Annotated in this window: 14 protein-coding genes; 4 read left to right on the top strand and 10 right to left on the bottom strand. The window is 67.3% G+C overall.

What is annotated here, in order from left to right; translation table 11 throughout:
* Window positions 1-378 precede the first annotated feature (378 nt).
* Entirely contained in the window at window positions 379-849 is a 471-nt protein-coding gene (locus WS96_RS10615) for a hypothetical protein (protein WP_059832414.1), read from the top strand.
* A gap of 148 nt (window positions 850-997) precedes the next feature.
* Here WS96_RS10615 and WS96_RS10610 read toward each other — a convergent pair whose 3' ends face one another.
* The 8 genes from WS96_RS10610 to WS96_RS10575 form a co-directional block, all read right to left on the bottom strand.
* Window positions 998-1,675 (bottom strand): DUF429 domain-containing protein, encoded by a 678-nt coding sequence (locus tag WS96_RS10610; RefSeq protein ID WP_059832412.1) that lies wholly within the window; start codon window positions 1,673-1,675, stop codon window positions 998-1,000.
* A 9-nt stretch (window positions 1,676-1,684) separates the two neighbouring features.
* A complete protein-coding gene (locus tag WS96_RS10605) occupies window positions 1,685-2,209 on the bottom strand; it encodes an HD domain-containing protein (protein WP_027786250.1) in 525 nt (174 codons plus the stop codon).
* A 135-nt stretch (window positions 2,210-2,344) separates the two neighbouring features.
* Window positions 2,345-5,815: an ATP-binding protein gene (locus WS96_RS10600; RefSeq protein WP_059832410.1), complete on the bottom strand. Its 3,471-nt coding sequence runs from the start codon at window positions 5,813-5,815 to the stop codon at window positions 2,345-2,347.
* A gap of 3 nt (window positions 5,816-5,818) precedes the next feature.
* Complete coding sequence (locus tag WS96_RS10595; RefSeq protein ID WP_059826494.1) at window positions 5,819-7,069, bottom strand: metallophosphoesterase family protein; 1,251 nt, start codon at window positions 7,067-7,069, stop codon at window positions 5,819-5,821.
* A gap of 644 nt (window positions 7,070-7,713) precedes the next feature.
* Window positions 7,714-8,841, bottom strand: a complete 1,128-nt coding sequence (locus WS96_RS10590; protein ID WP_059832408.1) for a DJ-1/PfpI family protein — start codon at window positions 8,839-8,841, stop codon at window positions 7,714-7,716.
* 1,127 nt (window positions 8,842-9,968) lie between these two features.
* Entirely contained in the window at window positions 9,969-10,511 is a 543-nt protein-coding gene (locus WS96_RS10585) for a hypothetical protein (RefSeq protein WP_059832406.1), read from the bottom strand.
* Window positions 10,512-10,953: 442 nt separating this feature from the next.
* On the bottom strand, window positions 10,954-12,939 hold the full coding sequence (locus WS96_RS10580; protein WP_059832404.1) for a gamma-glutamyltransferase family protein: 1,986 nt from the start codon (window positions 12,937-12,939) through the stop codon (window positions 10,954-10,956).
* A gap of 227 nt (window positions 12,940-13,166) precedes the next feature.
* On the bottom strand, window positions 13,167-14,120 hold the full coding sequence (locus WS96_RS10575) for a LysR family transcriptional regulator (protein ID WP_059832402.1): 954 nt from the start codon (window positions 14,118-14,120) through the stop codon (window positions 13,167-13,169).
* 102 nt (window positions 14,121-14,222) lie between these two features.
* Here WS96_RS10575 and WS96_RS10570 point away from each other — a divergent pair, with 102 nt between their 5' ends.
* The 3 genes from WS96_RS10570 (at window position 14,223) to WS96_RS10560 (ending at window position 17,855) form a co-directional block, all read left to right on the top strand.
* A complete protein-coding gene (locus WS96_RS10570) occupies window positions 14,223-15,347 on the top strand; it encodes an aryl-sulfate sulfotransferase (protein ID WP_059832401.1) in 1,125 nt (374 codons plus the stop codon).
* Window positions 15,348-15,405: 58 nt separating this feature from the next.
* Window positions 15,406-16,761, top strand: coding sequence for a uracil-xanthine permease family protein (locus tag WS96_RS10565; protein WP_059832399.1), 1,356 nt, complete (start codon window positions 15,406-15,408; stop codon window positions 16,759-16,761).
* A 161-nt stretch (window positions 16,762-16,922) separates the two neighbouring features.
* On the top strand, window positions 16,923-17,855 hold the full coding sequence (locus tag WS96_RS10560; protein WP_059832419.1) for a tyrosine-type recombinase/integrase: 933 nt from the start codon (window positions 16,923-16,925) through the stop codon (window positions 17,853-17,855).
* A gap of 39 nt (window positions 17,856-17,894) precedes the next feature.
* Here WS96_RS10560 and WS96_RS10555 read toward each other — a convergent pair whose 3' ends face one another.
* On the bottom strand, window positions 17,895-18,374 hold the full coding sequence (locus WS96_RS10555; RefSeq protein WP_059832397.1) for an RES family NAD+ phosphorylase: 480 nt from the start codon (window positions 18,372-18,374) through the stop codon (window positions 17,895-17,897).
* Window positions 18,371-18,826 carry a type II RES/Xre toxin-antitoxin system antitoxin gene (gene parS, locus WS96_RS10550; protein WP_050018210.1) on the bottom strand — a complete coding sequence of 152 codons (456 nt, stop codon included), beginning with the start codon at window positions 18,824-18,826 and terminating at the stop codon, window positions 18,371-18,373. The genes WS96_RS10555 and parS overlap by 4 nt, the downstream gene beginning before the upstream one ends.
* Window positions 18,827-19,189 lie beyond the last annotated feature (363 nt).

Below are 19,189 nucleotides of genomic sequence, written 5' to 3'. Positions count from 1 at the left end.
AGCAGAGAAGCGAGATTATGAACCGTGTTTCGCAGCTCGTCAACAACTTTCTGCACTACATCGTTGCGACTGCGGGGTTCTCTTCGTGCGCCGTCGGGCTCGCTACTTCCGAACTCCAACAGCACCGCTTCCCTTCCTCCCGCGCCGTGTTTCCGTTGGCGCGAAAGAGGCGTGATTCTATGCATCCGCCCCCGTCCACGCAAGCCTTTTGTGAAGAAAGTTTGAAAAAGCCTCCGTGCGCTACCGCGCACGGAGGCTTTGGGTTCGACGAGCCGTAAATCGCAACGCGTGCCACCCTCCAAAGATATGACGAACACGTCTTCCGCCTGTATACAGGCGGACGCGGACCGCGCAAGGAAACTGGCGCGGTCGAGTATCATGCCGCGACCGAACCACGCACTCATATCGATGATGGACAGCACGACTCAACCCGGCGACACCGACCTTCGCGACGAATATGCCGCCCTGCGCGAACGCGCGATGCGACTGGAAGAACAGGTCCCGCCGCTTCTGCAACGCATCTCGGACATGCTGCCGCGCATCAGCGGCGAATCCGAACTGGCGGACGCGCATCGCGAGCGGCTCGTCGGCGCGCGCAATGCGGCGCTGGTCTCGATCGAAAATTATCAGCAGGCGATTCCATTCCTGCAGACGGCCGACTCGATCATCGAGCAACTGGACAAGGCGCCCGAGCGCGATGAAGACATCGAATGGCGGGAATCGCTGCTGCAACGCCTGGACGAGCTGATCGACGTCGCGGTCGTGATGATCGACGATGCGGACAGCTACTTCGAGCATGCGCAAGCCTGCGACCTGTCCAGCGTGCCGAAATCCATCCTCGAGGATTGAACGGGCTCCCCGAATCGCGCGGTGCACCGGCCTCCCGTCGTGCCCGCAGACAACCGCTAGCTGACAATCTTCGTCCCCGCGCCGGCCGCATCCTCCCCACCCGAAGCGGCCCTGCAACCGCCACCACGCGCAGAGCCGGACGTCGCTCCTACGGCGAATCCAGCGCGATCGTCTCGCTCATCATCGGCACGCGGATGTATCCGCCCACCGCATCGCCATACGCATGCGCGTTTCCGTCGATCACGTACTGCGCCGTCAACGCGCACAGGGTCGCGTCTCGCGCATCGACGGAGCGCAGCATCGATACGTCGATGCCCAGCCGCTCCAGCAATTGCCGGCGCTGATTGCGCTTCTGCTTCGCCGACGCCACGGCCTTGCCCAGCATCGCGCAGGTAATCGCATACGGATAGGTTTCGAAGCTCACGCGCCCGCCCGCGTAACGCGCGTCGGTCAGCAACGGATAAGCGTCCGCGAGCGCCCGGTAGACGCGCTCTCCCATGAACATCCAGTCGAAGAAGCCCGACGTGCTCGCGATGGCCTGCTCCCGCGACGGCGTCGGGAAACACGAGATCCGTTCACGCGCGAGCGCCTGTTCGGCCGCGCGGCGGCCGCTCCCCGCCCACCACAGGCTCGGCGCATCGACGCCAATGGCCACGACGTCATGGGCGAGACATAGTGAAGGCAGCGACTCGGGCGCGATCCGCGCTTCCCGGCAGGCGATCGTCGAGCCACGCAGGATCACGAGATCGCACAGCTTCCTGTCGCCGCCGACATCGACACCCGCCACGGCAGCCGGTTCTCGCGCGGCGGATCGGGCCGATCGCATGTGCGTGCCTCAGTCAGCCGGCCGTGCGGCGTACGCGGTGTCGAAGATCGCCTCGAGACCGGGATGGACGCCGCGCATCGGGTCGACGACCGACTTCGCCCAGTCGAAATACGCCTGCTTGCGTTCGAGCGGCCAGTCCGCAGGCGGATGCCGGGCGATGTCGCGCAGGTTGCAGATCTTGTCGGCCAGCTTCACGAGCTTCGCGCGCCGGCTGATGGTGGCCGCGTGCTCGACTTGCAGACGCTTGCGCTCGTCTTTCGGCAGCGACTTGTCGTCGGTGACTTCCATCACGATGTCCGCCACATCCTTGCCGAACAGCCGCAGCAACTCCTGCTCGGTCGTCTCCGTATCCTCGACCGTGTCGTGCAACACGGCCGCGACGATCACGCGTTCGTCCTCGACGCCAGCCTCGTTGGCCAGCACGTCGGCGAGCGCGATCGGATGATTGATGTACGGCGACGCCTCTTCGTCCTTGCGCCGTTGATTGCGATGCTTGTCCGCCGCGAACGCAATCGCGGCTACCAGCTTCTTCATATTCACCCCTCGTGTGGCCAGACCCGCGACCGCCGAACCGGCCGCGTGCGTTTCGGAACCGCTCATACTACCTGTACGCGATGACCGTTCCCGTGCGCCGGCAACCCAGCGTACCCCGTCGCGTCACGCGCCGCATCACGCGCCAGCCGGCGCGCGCTGCAACTCGACCACGTTGACCCGCGCGCCGAAGACGTCCTTCACGAGCGGCAGCAGGTGGTCGTGGTGCGTCAGAAACAGCACCTGGGTGCGCGTCGACAGATCGCGCAGCGCATCGAGCCCCGCCTTCGCGCGCGCGTCGTCGAAATTGATGAACAGGTCGTCGGCGACGAACGGCAGCGCCGTGCGGCTGCCGAGCTGCAACTCCAGCGCCGCGATCCGCAGCGCGAGAAACAACTGATCGCGCGTCCCTTCGCTCAGCCCCGCGACCTCGACCGACGTTCCCCTGGTACGCCGTGCATACAGCGCGGGCGGCGTCCGTTCGGTATCGACGGTCAGCTTCGCGAATTCGCCCAGCGTGAGTCCGGCGAAAATCTCGCCCGCGCGCCGCAGCATCGGCCCCTGCTTCTGGTCGCGGTAGCGATCCGTCGCCCACTTCAGCAAGCGGCTGGCCGTGGCTGCCTCCAGATACTGTTCGGCCGCGTCGCCCATCGCCGCCAGCGCCTCTTGCCGTTTCGACTCGGCAACGGCCGCGTTCGCCTGGCCGTCGATCGCGCCGAACGCCTGGTCGGCCACGACCTGCTGCTGCGCCAGCTCGTTCAGCCGCCTGCCGATATCGCCGAGCGACTGCTTCACCGCTTCGAGATGGGCCGGCACGTCGGCAATGTCCTGTTCCGCCACCTCGGCCTCGACGGCGGACCGGGAAAGCCCGTCTCCGTCTCGCACCAGCGCCTCGTGCGCGGCATCGACCGCCTGTCGAAGCTGGCGCTGACGATCCGAGCGCTCGGCCAGCGGCAGCGCCGCGTCGATCGACGCGACGCCGGCCAGTTGCAACAGCGGCTGGATGCGCGCATCGGCGCCGGCCACCGCGGCAGCCGCGTCCGCAACCTTGCCGTCGGCCTGCCGCACGGCCTCGTCGGCCCGCTCGATCGCACGCGCGATTTCCCGGGCGGCCGCGAGGCGCATCGTCAGCCGGCGCGCCACGTCCGGCCAGTCGCCGCTCGCCAGCCACTCCGGCGCGAGCGCTTCGGCGAGCCGCCGCGCGCCGGCCTCGAGCGCGGCCAGCTCCGCACGGATCGCGGCGATCCGGTTGCGCGGCGCCTCGGCATCGGCCAGTTCGGCCGTCACCGTATTCGCGAGCCCGAGCGCACTTTCCGCGGCGGCCAGCGTCGTCGCGCTCGCGGACAGTTTCGCGTCGGCCAGCGCGTCGTGCCATTGCGCTTGCCACGCGTCGTAAGCCGTTTGCGCATGGCCGGCCCGCGACTGTGCGATCGCGTATCCGCGTTCGGCTTCCCGCGCGCGATCGTCGAGGCTGTCCTTCCGTGCAGCCGCCTTCTCGGCCGACTGCACGAACGTCTCTGCAACGGCGACGAGCGCGGCCAGCCCGTCCGATTCGCCGCCCCGCGATACCGTCAGCAGCGCCGCACGCAGCGCGGCCTCGGCGCCGGCGCGGGCAGCGCGCATTGCATCGAGTTCGCGACGCTGACGATCGAGATCGGCCTGGGCGGCGAACACCGTGTCGCGCTTCGCGAGCCAGTCGCCCATCGCCGCCAGCGGCATGCCGGGCACCGCGGCCGCCGTCGCGAGCGCGGCCCAGGCGTCGCGATGTGCGGCGAGCTCGCGCTCGCGTTCGTCCAGCGCAGCCTGCCGGCGCGTCACGCCCGCACGCGCGGATTCGACCTGCTGACGCAAGGATTGCAGCGTCGCGGCGGCTTGGGTCGCGCCGAGTTGCGCATCGACGAGTTCGTCGGCGAGGCGAATCGCGTCGTCGAGCGCCGGTGCGCCCGTGGCGAGATCGACAGCGCCGTTGCGGATATCGCCCCACGCGCCATCGCGACGCGCACGCGCCGCCAGCACGTCGGCGGTCGTGACGACCTTGTGGTTCTCCGCGAAATGCTTCTCCTGCAGTTCGAGGCGTTCGAGCTCTTCGAGCGCACCGTCGCGCGCCTCGCGCGCGGCGGCGGCCGCACTGGCCCGCTCGCTGTCTTCCTTGAGCAACGCGCCGAGCCGCGCCGCCGACGGCACGTCGAGCGCACGCAGCGCATCGACCGGCATGCGCCACTGGCCGAGCGCGTCGAGCGCGCCGGACAGCGTGCGTTCGGCGGCCGCGATTTCGTGCGCCAGCGCGTGCTCGCGCGGGCCGCTGTTGCGAAAACCCTGCGCATCGGCCAGCGCCGCGCGCAACGCTTCCGGTACGTCGACGGTCGACAGGCGCGCCTGTTGTTCCCGGACCTGCGTCAGTTCGCGCGTGCGTTCGTCGAGCGATTCGCGCGCACCGGCCAGCGCCTGATGCAGTGCGCCATGTTCGCGCAGCAGGTTCGCGACGGTCTTCAGCGACAGCGCCGTCGGCAACGCGGCGCGCAGCGACGCTTCGTCCGTCGGCCAGCCGAGCTGCGCGGCCGCCGACGACGCGGCGGACAGATGCCGCTCGACGTCCGCGCCGAGCAACAGCAGATCCTGCGCGTGATTCATGCATGCACTGCGCAGCCGATCGAGCGCCTCGATATCGGCTTCGAGCGCCAGCGTGTCGGCATCCGCGACGATCGCCTCGCGCGCCTGCCGCTTCGCGAGCAGGTCGGCGCGCCGCTCCTCGAGCACCTTCTGCTCGGCCGCGAGATCGCCCTGCGCCTTCAGCAGATCCGCATACGCGGTCGGCGGCAATTCGACGACCGCGCCCAGTTCGGCCAGCGCCGCGTCCTTGACCGTCAGTTCCTTCAGGTACGGCGCGAGCCGTCGCACGCGTTCGAGCTTCGAGCGCAGCGCTTCGAGCCGGCGTTGCTCCGCACGCGCCTGTTCGATCTGCTGCTCGACCGCTTCGCGCGCGTCCTTGCGATCGACCCAGTCGCGCGTGCGCACCTGGACCGTCTTCAGCTCGGCCACGGCTTCGTTGAACGCCGTTTCGGCCAGCGCAAATGCGCTGCCGCTGCGACGCGGCGCCCACAATTCGAGCGCACGCGCGTCGAGTTCCTCGCGCACCGGCCCGAGGCTGCCGACGCCGGCCGCCGATTCGAACAGCACCTGACCGAGCTTGTCGGATGCGTCGAGAATGCTGCGACCGCCATCGACCAACCGCCCGTGATCGAGCCCGAACATCTGCTCGAAGAATTCGCGCGTCGCGCCGTCGAGGATCGCCGTCAGGTAGTCGTCGGGCAACTTGTCGTCGGCGGGCGTACGCAACGAACTGCGCCCGCGCGCACGGTGGAACGCGAGCTCGCCCGTGCCGCTCTCCAGCACGCCGCCGATCCGCAACTCGGGCGTGCTGTGCAGGAAATCGAGCGGCGTCTGCAGCTTCATGCCGAACAGCAACTCGGACACGGCCGTGCGGATCGTCGACTTGCCGGCCTCGTTCGGCCCGACGATCACATGAAAATCCTCGCGGGCCGACGGAAAACGGAGCGTCTCGTCGGTGAACTTGCCGTACTTGATCAGATCGAGCTGGCCAATGCGCATCGCTTACTCCCCCCTCGCCAGCCGCGCCAGCAACGCGGGTCCGACCTGCTCGACCAGCGCTGTCAGCTCACCCGCACGCGCCATCGTCAGCAACGGCACGTCCTCCTTCACATCGCTGCGGACCTTGCCGACGAACGGCTTCAGGTCGCGTTCGAGCAGCGCGAGGAAATCCGGATCGTGCGCGGCGTCGGCCAGGATCTGCTTCAGGTCCTCCAGCGCCTCGAGCGGTTCGCTTTCGCCCGGCTGCCGATCGGCGGCGGACGTCGCGAGCCGGACCTTCTCGAGCCACAGCCGCTCGTTGCCGATGATGCCGATCTGGTTCAGCACCTCCGCACGCAACTGCGGCGCGCGGCCGAAAAAGAGACCGTGCGCGGGCGTGCGCCCGGTGACGGTGACGCGCACCGCGCGCGGCACGTGGCCGTCGACGGTCAACAGCGCCTCCAGCGACTGACCGATCTTTCTCGACAGATCCGCAACCGACACGCAATCGGACGCATCGACCGACACGGCTTCCCAGCGCAGCACGTCGAGATACAGGCGCTCGACCTGCGTCTTGCCTTGCTCGACCGTCACGAGCACCGCGCCGCGCCGGCCCGTCTCGCGGATATGGCGCCCCTGCAGGTTGCCGGGAAACACGACGGTGGACGCGCCCGTCCATTGCTGGAATTCGTGCACGTGGCCGAGCGCCCAGTAGTCGTAGCCTTTCGCGTGCAGTTCGGCCAGCGTGCACGGCGCGTAGTTCGCATGCGCCGCATACCCTTCGAGCGCCGTGTGCAGCACGCCGATGTTGTAGTACCCGGGCACCGGGTCCGGATAGCCGATCGCGAGATTGTCGACGACCGCCTTGTCCTTGAAGCTCTGCCCGTGCAGCGCGACGTCGAATTCCGGCAGCCTGAAGGTTTCCGGCTTGCGGTGGCCGAACACGGTGACGTTGTCGGGCAGCGTCAGCTTCTTCGTCATCTCGCTTTCGGCATCGTGATTGCCGCCGAGCACGAACGCGCGGATGCCGGCCTTGCGCAGGCGGCCCATCTGCTGGCCGAAGAAGATGCCGGTGTTGTGATCCTTCCAGTCGCCGTCGTACAGGTCGCCTGCGATCACGAGGAACGCGACTTCCTCTTCGATCGCACGATCCACGAGTTGCCGCAGCGCCTCGCGCGACGCGTTGCGCAACTGCGCGGCCGGCGCGTCGGGATATGCGCTCAGGCCGTGCAACGGGCTGTCAAGGTGAATGTCTGCCGCGTGGATGAACTTCACGAAGGTTCCTCTGTTTCATGACGACCGGGCGACGCCGCTCGCGCGGCCCATGCCGTCGTGCGTCGTCCCGGTAGCCGCCGGGCTTGCCGCTGCACTTGCGACGCGCGTCGGACCGGATCATGCTGCCCACTGCAAGCGGGTCGGGATGGTACCTGAAAGCGGATGACGACATGCGTTCTCCGTCGGTGCGGATGGCAGGGCAACGCGCGATACCGATGCGAACCGACATTGTGCCGCAGCAGGCGTGCGTGACGGCGAAACGGAGCCGGCCGGCGTTGTCATCGCGACAGCCGGCTATCGGGAGCGCCGCTATTTAAGCACGACGTGCGGGCAATGGGTACGGGACGCCTCCCGATCCGGAGATCCGGACCGGAGTTCGCAAATCACCATTTCCACGATGTCGCGAGGCGTCGCATGGCGATCATGCTCGCGAGCCGCGACGTCATCGGAAAATAGCCGGACGCGGTCAATCCTTCCTGGCGCGGAGCGCGGCGGAGCGGCGCGCGCGAGGATCGCACAGCGTCCATGCGCGCTCGGGATCTCCGAAGCAGTGACGAAACGACAGGGACATGCTCGGCTCCCACGGAGACGGGCGGAGAACCGACAGGCTCGGGGACGAACCGGGCGACGCTGCGATGCGCAGCTCAGTAACCCGGATACTGCATCTGTAGTGCGACCCATGCGGCCGTGCGTTTGCCGAACTCGGACGAGATCGCATTCAGCGATGCATCGAGCGCATGCAACGGATAGCGCGTGATCGGTACGGACAACATCCGCGCAGGCGCATCGACGCCGGCCACGCGGTCCGGAACGATAGTCAATCCGCGCCGGGTGCGCACGGGCTCGCGATTCGCTGCAACCGTGTAGGCGGTGGAGCGGAACGTCGTGGAATAGGCGTCGGCCTCGAGCACGAGCGCAATTTCGTCGACACCCGACTCGATCGGGATACCGAAATCCTCGCGCGACCAGAACGACACGTAATTGGTTGCGATCGTCGCCATCGCCGACAATCCGAGTTTGAATCGGTCGCTCGCGATCTCGGACGACCATGCAGGCCGTCCGAGCCGCTCGGCGACCTGCAGTGCGCGTTCGTGTCCGGCGAGCGCCTCGACGAGCGCAAGCGATGCCGGAATCGTCGCGGTGACGCCGGTCGTCGTGACGACCTTGCCGTCGGCAACGTAACGCTTGCCGTCGACCCATCGCGTATCGGCAAACTTCTTGCGGAGATCGCTCATCGAGTACCAGTGCCCCGTCGCGCGACGGCCTTCCAGCAGCCCCGCGCGTGCAAGAACCCAGACGCCATCGCACACGCCGATGATCGTGGCGCCCTTCTTCGCCTGCTCGGCCACCCATGCAAGCAGCGCCGGATCGCTGTCGCGATGCACGGCCGGCACGATCACATAGTCCGCCCCCTGCGGCACGCGCTCGTCGAACCGAGCGGTGGTTTCGTCCGGAATGACGTTCATCGGCGCCGGGAACATCCGGATGGGGCCCGGTTTCGTCGCAAGTGCGACGAGATCCGCCGCGCCCGATTCGGCAACGATGCCATAGGGGACGACGTAATCGGTCAGCTCGGTATAGTCGTTTTCGCCGACGACGGCGACGATCGGGCGCGTGCGACCGAATCGCGGCTGATAGGCGGGCAGCCGGTCTGCGCGTGCCGCTGTAGGCGCCAGCGCTTCGCTTGCTGGCCCCGCATGAGCAATATTCGCGATACCCGACGCAAACGACGCGAGCAGCAACATCATCCAGTACAGCACGACTTTACGCATTGAAGCCTCTGCGTGAACGAAACTCACCCGGTAATCAGGCATGGCATCCGTGTCGGTCGTCACGACGCCGCCTCCGGGCGGCAACACGACGTTGAATGTCATGTCGCCGTCGCGCTGCGCGTCGCGGACCTTCAGCGTGATCGTCCGAAGAAGCCTGCCAAACGCCTCGCGCTGGTCGACTTGAACATTGACGTGCCTCGATCGGCGCCGACGCGTCCGATTGCAACGCAACCTCATCGCACATTGCCGATAGTGGTACGCGATCCGACTCTGCAAACGCGACAGTGCCCGTGCGGATATCGTGGGAGGCTGACGACACGCTCAATCACCGCGGATGCTTCGTGTCCTGCAGCGCATTAATCACGGAATCTTTTTCCGAATTTCAGACTTCACGTCAATAAAATGGAATCGACAATCAATTCACTTTTTTATTAAAAGACACGTCGATCATTTCGCCATTCGAATCGATTAAAAAGATCACATGATCGTCAACGCGAATCACAAGATAGCTCGCAACTGTCACTGATCATATAATCAACGTTTCGACAACGAAAATGCCGTGTTCCGCCTGCGATTCACCAGGCGCGGGCTGACGATTTCAGCAATTTCCACGGGATCCCCAACGCGACATAGCCTGCTTCTCAGGCGGCATTCATGGTCACGATAAAGCGCGCGTAGCCGACACACATCAAACAGTGTCACAGCCATTTGACGCCCTCTTCAATGCCAATGGCGCGACCGACAGAGAAAATACGAAACGCTCGTATTTATAAACCAACCTTCACTTTTCTTGCAAATACTTTATTTCGTTATTGCACGTTCATTTGCGACGATCGTCACCGGGTCATGAACGTGACATTCGAGGCCGCTAGCCGCTCGATAGCAGCACCCAGCGCAGATATTGCCTCGGTATCTCCGTCGTTCCATCTTCGCCGCCGCCAAGCCGGTCAGCTTGCCCCAGCCCGACTGTCATCCCCTTTCGTCATCCAGCTCAGGCCGCCAGTCTTGTTATTTTTGCAATCCTGATCAATATCGATACCTTGCCTTTCTCGACGTATCGCGCTCCCCAATAAAAAGCCCGGCCCGCATCGAAGCGGGCCGGGCCGTGACGGGATCCGTGCTGCTCGTTACAGCGCGCCGCCTTGCGCCGACGCCGAACCCTTCACGCCGACCGATGCGCCACCCTGCACCGAGTTCGTCGCGCCTTCGAGCGCCTCGCCGGCCTTCGCCTTCGCGCCGCCCGCGACGTCGCCCGCGGTCGACATCGCGCCTTGTGCATGGCTCTTCGCCGAGCCGGCGACGTGCTTCACGTGCGACTTCGTCGCGTGTACGACCGATGCCGCCGCATCCTTCGTCGCGCCGGCCGCCGAACCGACCGCCTGCGTCGCGCCGCCCACTGCCGTGCCGGCCGCCGAGCCCACGCCGCCGACCGTCTTGCCGACGCCGTTCAGCGCGCCGCCGACGACGTTGCCCCCGCCCGAACCCGAGCCTGCCGCATTCGCGCCCGCGCCAGCCTGCACGCCCACGCCGCCGCCGAGCAGCGGCGTCTGGACCTGGGCGCCGACGCCTGCGGAACCCTGGGCACCGGTCTGAGCCGTCTGTGCAAATGCAGCCGACGTCGCCATCGCCGTCAGAGCGGCACCCAGCAGAATCGTACGAATCTTGTTCATGGTCATTCTCCCCAAAGACGTTGTTGCTGCGGGCCGCCTTCGTGCGGCTTGTCGCATGCCTCGCCGCGACATGCGGCAGGTGGGGCTAATGTAGCGGCGCCGGCGCGCAAAACGATTGATTTGCGGGGACTGTTACTTCCGTTGCAAATGCTGACGATTGACTCACACTGTTTGACAATCGGGGACTTGCGGCGAGATGGGCGTCGTATTTGACAACGGACATGCGTGAACCGTGAGCCGGGGCGGCCCGCTGCCTCGCGACGGCGATTCGCCCAATCGACAGGTATCGGGGAAGGCGGCCAACGCAACGGCCGGCTGACGGGCCGGCCGCTTTTATCTGCATCCCGAAGGATGGGAGTTACCCGGCCGTCGATGCGGCCTCGTCATGAAGCACGGCCCCGGCCGCCGGCAAGCAGACCGGGGCCGTGCGCATGCCACCCGATTACGGCCGGAACGTATCGCCGAGCACGACGCCTTCGCGACGCGGATCGGTGCCGCCCTGCAACGCCGACGACTGGCCGACCGTCACGCGCATCACCGTGTTGACGCCGCTCGCCTGCGCGGATGTCGACACCTTGTGCCCGAGCGCGAGCAGCCCCGCGATCAGCGGATCGTTCGCGCCGTTGTTCGCCGTGTTGACGTTCGGATGCTCGCCGCCGATCGTGGTCGTCGGGCTGTTGCTCGCGCCGAAGTCGACGAGCCCCGCCGACTGCTGCGCGTCGAGTCCCCAGTCGAGCGCGCCGACCAGCGTCTTGACCACGTATTGCGGAATCGTGCCGCCGCCCGGGGAACCCGTCGCCATCACGAAGTCGCCGCGCGAGCCATCGGCGGCCTGCCCGAACACGATCGTCGGCGCCATCGAGCTGCGCGGCCGCTTGCCCGGCTGCAGCCGGTTGGCCACCGGATTGCCGGACGTGTCGAGCGGGTTCGCGGAAAAGTCGGTCAACTGGTTGTTCAGCAGGAAGCCGTTGGTCATGTGGAACGAGCCCATGCTCGACTCGACCGTCGTCGTCGCGCTCAGCACGTTGCCGTCGCCGTCCACGATCGTGAACTGGTTCGTGCCGTGCTCGATCAGCGTCGTGTCGACGCCGAGCGGCACCGCACCGAGATTGCCGGGCTGCGCGGTGCCCATGCTTTTGGTCGGGTCGATCAGCGCCGCGCGCGATTTCAGGTACGGCTTGTTCAGCAGCGTGTCCCACGTGCCGCCCGGCAGCGGCACGAAGTCGGTATCGGCCACGTACTTGTCGCGGTCGGCATAGGCGAGCCGTTCGGCCTCGGTGATGAGATGGACGCCCGCGACGGTCGGCTTGCCGCCTTCGAGATCGATCGCCGTCGGCTTCAGCGACTTCAGGTCGTAATTCTCGAGAATGCCGAGCGCCGATGCGACCGCGATGCCGCCCGACGACGGCGGCGGCATCCCGCAGACCCAGTAACTGCGATAAGTCGTGCACACCGGTTCGCGGCGCTTCGCCTGATAGGCGGCGAGATCCGCGACGGTCGTCTTGCCCGGCGTGAGCGTCGAGCCGTCCGCGCCCTTCGTCGTCGCGATCTTCGCGACGATGTCCTGCGCGATCTGCCCCGTGTACAGCGCGTTCGCGCCCGACTGCGCCATCAACGACAGCGTGCGCGCGTAGGCGGGATTCTTCAGTACGGTGCCGAGCGTCTTCGGCGAACCGTCGGCGTTCAGGAAATACGCGGCGGCTTCGGGGTCCCGCTTCAGGTTCGCGGCGTTCGCCGCGATCGCGTCGGCCAGCCGGCCGCCGATCGGGAACCCGTTGGTCGCCAGCGTGATCGCGTCGCCGAACAGGCTCTGCCACGGCAAGCGACCGTGATCCTGTTGCAGCGCCTCGATGAGCCGCGGCACGCCGATCGTGCCGATCGAACGGCCGCTCGCGCGCGCGTTCGGCAGCGGCGCCGAATGATCGGTGGCGTCATCGACATAGCGCAGGTAGTTCTCCGTCGCGGCGGCCGGCGCGGTTTCGCGGCCGTCGTATGCCTGCAGCGTCTTGCCGCGCGCATCGTAGTAGAGCAGCACGCCGCCCGACCCGAGGCCCGTCGCCTCGGGGACGGTCAGACCGAGCACGGCCTGCACGGCGACCGCCGCGTCGGCGGCCGTACCGCCCTTCTTCAGCACCGCGCAACCGGCCGCGCTCGCGTACGCGTTCGACGTGGCCACCAGGTAGGTTTTCGCATAGACGGGCTTCATTCCGGTGCGATAGCCCGACGATGCTTCCGGCAGCGACGGGTCGCCCGGCTGGTTCGAGCCCACCACGACCGTCGCGCCGTTATTGTCGACCGCGAGGCAGCTCGCATCGGTGGAAGGTGTCGTCGTGCGGGCGGCCTCGTTCTCGACGTCGCCGCCGCACGCGGTCAGCAGGGCAGCCGCGAGCAACGCGGACGCATACGGAAAAATCGCTGTTCTGTTCATGGTCTGCCGATGTTCTCGTCGGTCGTTGCGATGGACGTCCTGTCGCCAGCAACCCCCTCGGTGCACGGGCGACGCGTTCGATAGTCCCATGAACAAAATTTTTTCCGCAATAAGGAAATGACTTCACGCAACCGCATGTCGTGTGCGCGACGTCACCGAACCGGCATGCGGGTTGCCTGCTGCAGCGCATCGCATTCCGATAGGTCGTGCGGCTCGCATCGCGACCGTTACCTTGTCGCCCGGCGACGCGCGGCGGCCGGCCGCCCACGCGCGAACCCATGCTCCATCGCGTCGATCGCCTCGGAAAAGAACGAGAGAAACATCGTCATCGCGACCGTCGCGCTCGTGTCCGCCCGCTGGTAGATGCAACTGAACGAGCGCGCGCCCGCATCGGCCAGCGGCGTCCAGGCGAGCCGGCCGGCGGCCACGTCGTCCGCGACGTTTTCCGCGATCAGGAAACCGACGCCGGCCCCTGCGGCCACGAGGCGCCGCACCATCGATACCGAACCGGTTTCGACCAGCGGCCGCACGCTGCGCGGCTGCCGCGCATCGATCTGGTCGAACATCGCGCGCAGCTCCGTGTCGGGCGTCATCAGGATCAGAGGATGCGCGAAGCAGTCGCGCATCCGCACCTTGCCGCCCGTCGACGCCAACGGATGACCGGGCGCCGTGACGACACCCAGCGGCTGCGCGAACGCGCGCACCTCGACGACGCCCGCCGCGCTGCGCCGGCGCAGCGCATAACCGATGTCGACCTCGCCCGTCTCGACCCAGCGCACGATGCTCTCGCCGTTTCCCGAGCGCACGCTGTACGTGACGCCCGGGTAACGCTGCATCGCGGCGAGAATCGCGTCGGGCACGAGCCTTTCCGCCGTCGAGGCAGGCACCGCGAGATTCACGTGCCCGCGCCGCAGCGCGCGCAGATCCTCCACCTGCGTCAGCGCGTTGTCGAAATCGCGCTGGCCGCGCCGCACGGCCGCGATCACGATCTCGCCGGCGAGCGTCAACTGCATGCCGCGCGGCAGCCGGTCGAACAGCGGCACGCCGACCTGCGCTTCGAGATTGCGGATCTGCTGGTGGACCGCCGCGGCGGTCAGGTGCAGCGCATCGGCCGCCTTGCGAATCGAGCCGCGCCGCGCGACTTCGTCGAAACAGCGAAATGTCTGCGATATCGGGCGCATGAAGGTACCGTTAGATTTTTCCGAACAGGCCGTCAAGAATAATCCGATTTTACTGACCGGACGAATCGTCTAGATTCCGCTGCATTCCCGTATCCGATTCGAATGGAGATCGCCGTGACGACCGTCGACCAGATTACCCAGCGCCGCCGCGGCGTCGGCCTCATCGCCCACGACCCCGCGCTGTCCGCGGGCGGCTATACGCTCATCGCGCCGCAGACGGCCGACGGCAACGTCTATCTCGTCGGCATCGACGGCGAGGTCGCCCACCAGTGGAAGATGCCCGTGCGTCCCGGCCGCCACGCGGTCATCCTCGCGAACGGCAATCTCGGCTACAACGGCAATCATCCGCACTCCGAATCGCGCTACGCACCGTGGTCGATGTGGCACGGCGGCGATTTCTACGAGGTCACGCCGCAAGGCGACATCGTGTGGCGCTACGAGGATCCCGCGCATCACCACGACGCGCAGTGGCTGCCGAACGGCAACCTGCTGTACGCCGCGTGCGAACCGGTCGACGCGGCATTCGCGCGGCGCGTGCCGGGCGGCACCGCGCACGGCGACGACGAGGTGATGTACGCGGACGTGATCCGCGAAGTGAACCGCGCCGGCCGGATCGTCTGGGAATGGCATGCACGCGACCATCTGCGGCCGGAGGATTTTCCGATCGCGGCAGGGTTCGGCCGCTACCACTGGCCGCTCGTCAACGGTCTCGCGGTCGACGCGAACGGCCGCGTGCTGATGAGCCTGCGCACGACGTCGGGAATCGTCGGCGTGAACCGCGCAACCGGGCGCGTCGACCTGCGGATCGGGCCCGACGTCGTATCGCACCAGCATGCGCCGGTACCGCTGCCGAACGGCCACATCCTCGCGTTCGACAACGGCAATTTCCGCCACGGTGCGCACGTCGCGTTCTCGCGCGTCGTGGAAATCGATCCGGCGACGCAGCGGGTCGTGTGGTCGTATGCGGACGACGTCGTAAACCTGTTCTACACGCCGTTCATGGGCAACGCGCAACGCTTGCCGAACGGCAACACGCACATCACCGAATCGTCGACGGGCCGACTGTTCGAGGTTACGCCGGCCGGCGAGGTCGTCTGGGAATACGTGATCCCGTGGTTCGCCGAATACCCGGACGAAGCGGCGCGCAAGACCGGCCCCGGCCGGTTGAACAGCGTGTTCCAGACGTTCCGCTACAGCGCCGCGCAATTGCCCTGGCTACGGACCTGAGCTTCCGTTCACCGCCGGTTTCCGGCCATCGTCGCCGTTCGCTTCCGAGGGGCCTGCCGTGTCGCACGATCCGATCTCCCTGCCCGTCGATGCCCGGCTGCCCGCGTGGCAGCTCGCGCTGTTCGGGCTGCAGCACGTACTGTCGATGGCCGCGTCGCCGATCACCGCCGTGTTCCTGATCGCGAAAACGCTCGCGCTGCCGGCCGACCTGACGGTTCAGCTGATCGGCGCGACGTTCTTCGCGTGCGGTATCGGCACGCTCGTGCAATCGCTCGGTGCCGGCCCGATCGGTGCGCGCATGCCGTTCGTGATGGTGCCCGGCGGCGCACCGACGATGCTGTTCGCGGGCATCGCCGCGCAATCGGGCCTGCCGACCGCGGCCGGCGCGGCGCTGCTCGCCAGTGCGTTCTACTGGGTGCTGCTGCCCGTCTTCACGCGCTGCCTGCGGCTCTTTCCGCGCATCGTCGTCGGCGCGATGTTGTTGCTCGTATCGATCAACCTGATCCGGATCTACGCGACGATCGTCGTCGGCCAGCCCGGTTCGGCCGACTTCGCGCAGCCGCGCTCGCTCGGGCTCGCGCTGGCGACGATCGTCGCCACCGTCGTCGTCGCCGGCGCATTCCGCGGCACGGCCGGACGCCTCGCGGTGCTGATCGGGCTGATGGCCGGCGCGACGCTCGGCTGGGCGCTCGGCGCGATGCCGGCGCTCGGCGACGTATGGCACGGCCCGCTGTTCACGCATCCGGCGTGGCTGCCGTTCGGGATGCCGCGTTTCGACGTGCTGGCTGCGCTGCCGCTGCTGATTTTCACCGCGGTCTCGATGGCCGAGGCCACCGCGCAGACGGTCGCCGTCGGCGAAACGTGCGGCAAGGCGATCGCGCTCCGGCGCGACGTGCCGAAGACGATACGCGGCGATGCGCTCGCATCGCTGGCCGGCGCGCTGTTCGGCACGCCGCTGATCGTGACGAGCGCCGAGAACATCGGCGTCGTGCAGACGACCGGCGTACGCTCGCGCTACGTGACGGCGGCCGCCGGCGCGATCCTGCTCGTCATCGCGCTGTTCGCGCCGCTCGCGCGGCTCGCGTATGCGATTCCGGCCGCCGTCGTCGGCGGCACCGCGCTGGTCGTATTCGCGATGATCGGCGTGATGGGCATTCGGCTGCTCGCGAGCGTCGACCTGCACGCGCGCGCGAACCAGTACACGCTCGCGGCCGCCCTGGTGGTCGGCCTCGCGCCGATCCTGGTGCCGAACCTGTATCGCCATTTCGGCGCGCCCGTGCAGATCGTGCTCGGCAACGGCATGGCGGCCGGCACGCTCGCGGCCATCGCGACGCAACTGGCGTTCGCCGCGCTCGCGCGACTGGGCGGACAAGCACACGCGGCGGCAGCTGCGGCGCCTTCGCGCGACGCATGAAGGCAAGCGGCACGCTCACGCGGCGCGACGCTGCTGCTCGTGCTCGTCTACTGACGATGGACAACGACGGCGTCGACGACACGCGTGCCGCGCACCGACGCGCCGGCCGACCGGACATCGGGACGATTGCCGGCGTCACCGCGTCCGGCTATAAAGCGGGAATGGACACGGATCGCTGGATTCACGACCCCGTCGGCGCGTTTCGCGTCTGGCAGGAAACCGCCGCGACCGGCGCCGGCCACCGGCCGTTCGCGCCGCGTTCGGTCGTGCAGCATGTCGCGATGTTCGAGCGATTCCTGCGCCACCTGAGCGCACAGCGCGTATCGCTCGCCACGTTCGGGCCCGACCACGTCGCGGCCTTCCTCGCGGAACTCGACCGCACCTGCGCGCCCGGCACGTCGACACGCGTGCGCTATGCGAAGCTGATCGACCGACTGGGCCGGCATCTGGTCGACGCCGGTGTGCGGACGATTCATCCGGCCGGCCGATCGACGCGCGATCTCGCATGGCCGGACGGCGAGCCCGAGCCGTGCTACCTGCCGCCCGATGCCGACACGGCGCTGCAACGCCACGTACAGCCTCGCGCGGACGACACGCCGGCCGACTGCCGGAATCGCGCGATCGTCGCGCTGCTGCTCGCGAGCGGCATCACGTCGGCCGAAATTCGCGCAGCGACAGGCGACGCGCCCGATCTCGACGCGCGGCCGGCGGTGTTGTCGGTGCCGCGCGATCGCGCGCGGCCGGCGCGCCGGATCGAGCTCGCCGCGTTCGCGGTGGCGCCGCTCGCCGCATGGCGTGCGCGCTCGGCGCTGCGGCCGTCGGCGCTGCTGTTTCCCGCGCCGCGCGGGGGCGCAATGAACGACATGTTCCTGCTGCTCGTCGTGCGCGACGCGCTGAATGCGATCGGCTTTCATGCAGCGGACATGAGCCCGCGCGTGCTGCGCAATACGTATGCGCGCCGCCAGCTGCTCGCGGGCCACGCGCATGCCGACGTCACCGCGATGCTCGGTCTCGCCAGCATGCGAACGGTCACGCGGATTCGGCAAACGCTATCGCCCGATGCGGCCGCGGATCGCGCCGCCCACGAGCGTTGAGCGCGCGCCGCCGGCGCGGACCGTACGCCTGCCGGTTCGCTATTCGCCCGGCTTCGACTGGACCAGCCGCAGAATCCGCGTGTCGTACGGCGCTTGCATCACTTCCGCGACGCGGATGTCGGACGCGGCCGGATGCAGCGGATTCAACAGGAAGTTATGGGCATGCGGCACGACGACGCTCGGCACGCGCAGCAGCGCGCTCGGCTGCGTGTGCAGCCACTCGGTGCCGGCGCTGCGGGTCCAGTCGACGTTCGTTCGCCAGTCCGCCGGCGCATCGCCTTCGGCGATTTCGGCAACATCCACCGAATCGGGTACTTCGATACGCAGCAACTGGTATCCGCTCGGCAATTGCGCGACGGTGGCGATTTCGAAATGAACCAGCGTCTCGAGCAACGCGAGCGCCGGATGTTCGGCGAGATACACGACGGGCTGCCCGGCGAAATGCCAGCGCCCGCCGGCCCGCAATCCGCCGGTGCCTTTCAGATCGGCGTAATTGCTGATCCGCCACAGCGTCGTCAAGCGAAGTACCCCTCGTCGATCTGCGTGAGGGCCTCTTCGACGAGCCGCGCACCATGCTCGGTGCTCGCCATGTCGAGCGACGTGCGGCCGCCGAAGCGCTGGAGCCCGTTGCGCAGCCACGCCATCGCCTTGTCCTGGTCGCCGAACGTGGCCGCCGCCTGCGCGACGATCCGCGCGAGGCGGATCGCCTTGTCTGACTCTTCCGGCGACAGGCGTTCGTGCGCCTGGCGACGATGGCTCAGCGTGCGGCGCGGAATGATGAAGGCCAGTTCGTCCGATTTCAGCCCGCGCTCGGACAGTCGGTCGATCACCGACACGTCGACGCGCGCGCTCGCCAGCTCGGCCAGATCCGCGCCCGACCGGACGCGGATCGCGAGCAGCTGCTCGAGAATCGTGAATTCGGCCTGACGCGGATGAGCGACGCCCGAAGGATGAAAAGCGATGGTGCTCATGACCTGACCTCTCTGCGGCAATTTGCCCAATCATTATAGGCGTTTTGCCGAATGCTTGCGGGTGGTTGAGCGATGGGCTTGTCGATCGGGCTGCTGGACCCGTATTTGGGGATACGCGAATCGGAGATTCGCCTCGGTGATGGGGCCGAAAAATTCAGTATATAAAATTATCGACCACGATGACGCAAAGTTGTCACGTAACAATTTTCCAATGGTGCTACGCGAGTTGAAGGAGCCGCCTCTTTTCCCCAGCCCGATTGGTCGCGTCCCGCGCTAACACGTCGAACTCTGCCGATTACACGTCGACCGACTGCTCCAGCCAGCAGCCGGCCTCTCCCCTCGGATATCGGTGCAATTCATCCG

Origin of the sequence: Burkholderia sp. MSMB1835, from assembly GCF_001526365.1 — a bacterium.
In the GTDB taxonomy this organism is placed as follows: domain Bacteria; phylum Pseudomonadota; class Gammaproteobacteria; order Burkholderiales; family Burkholderiaceae; genus Burkholderia.
Note: the sequence above shows the minus strand (reverse complement) of the source record. Positions and strands in the feature narration are given on the sequence as shown.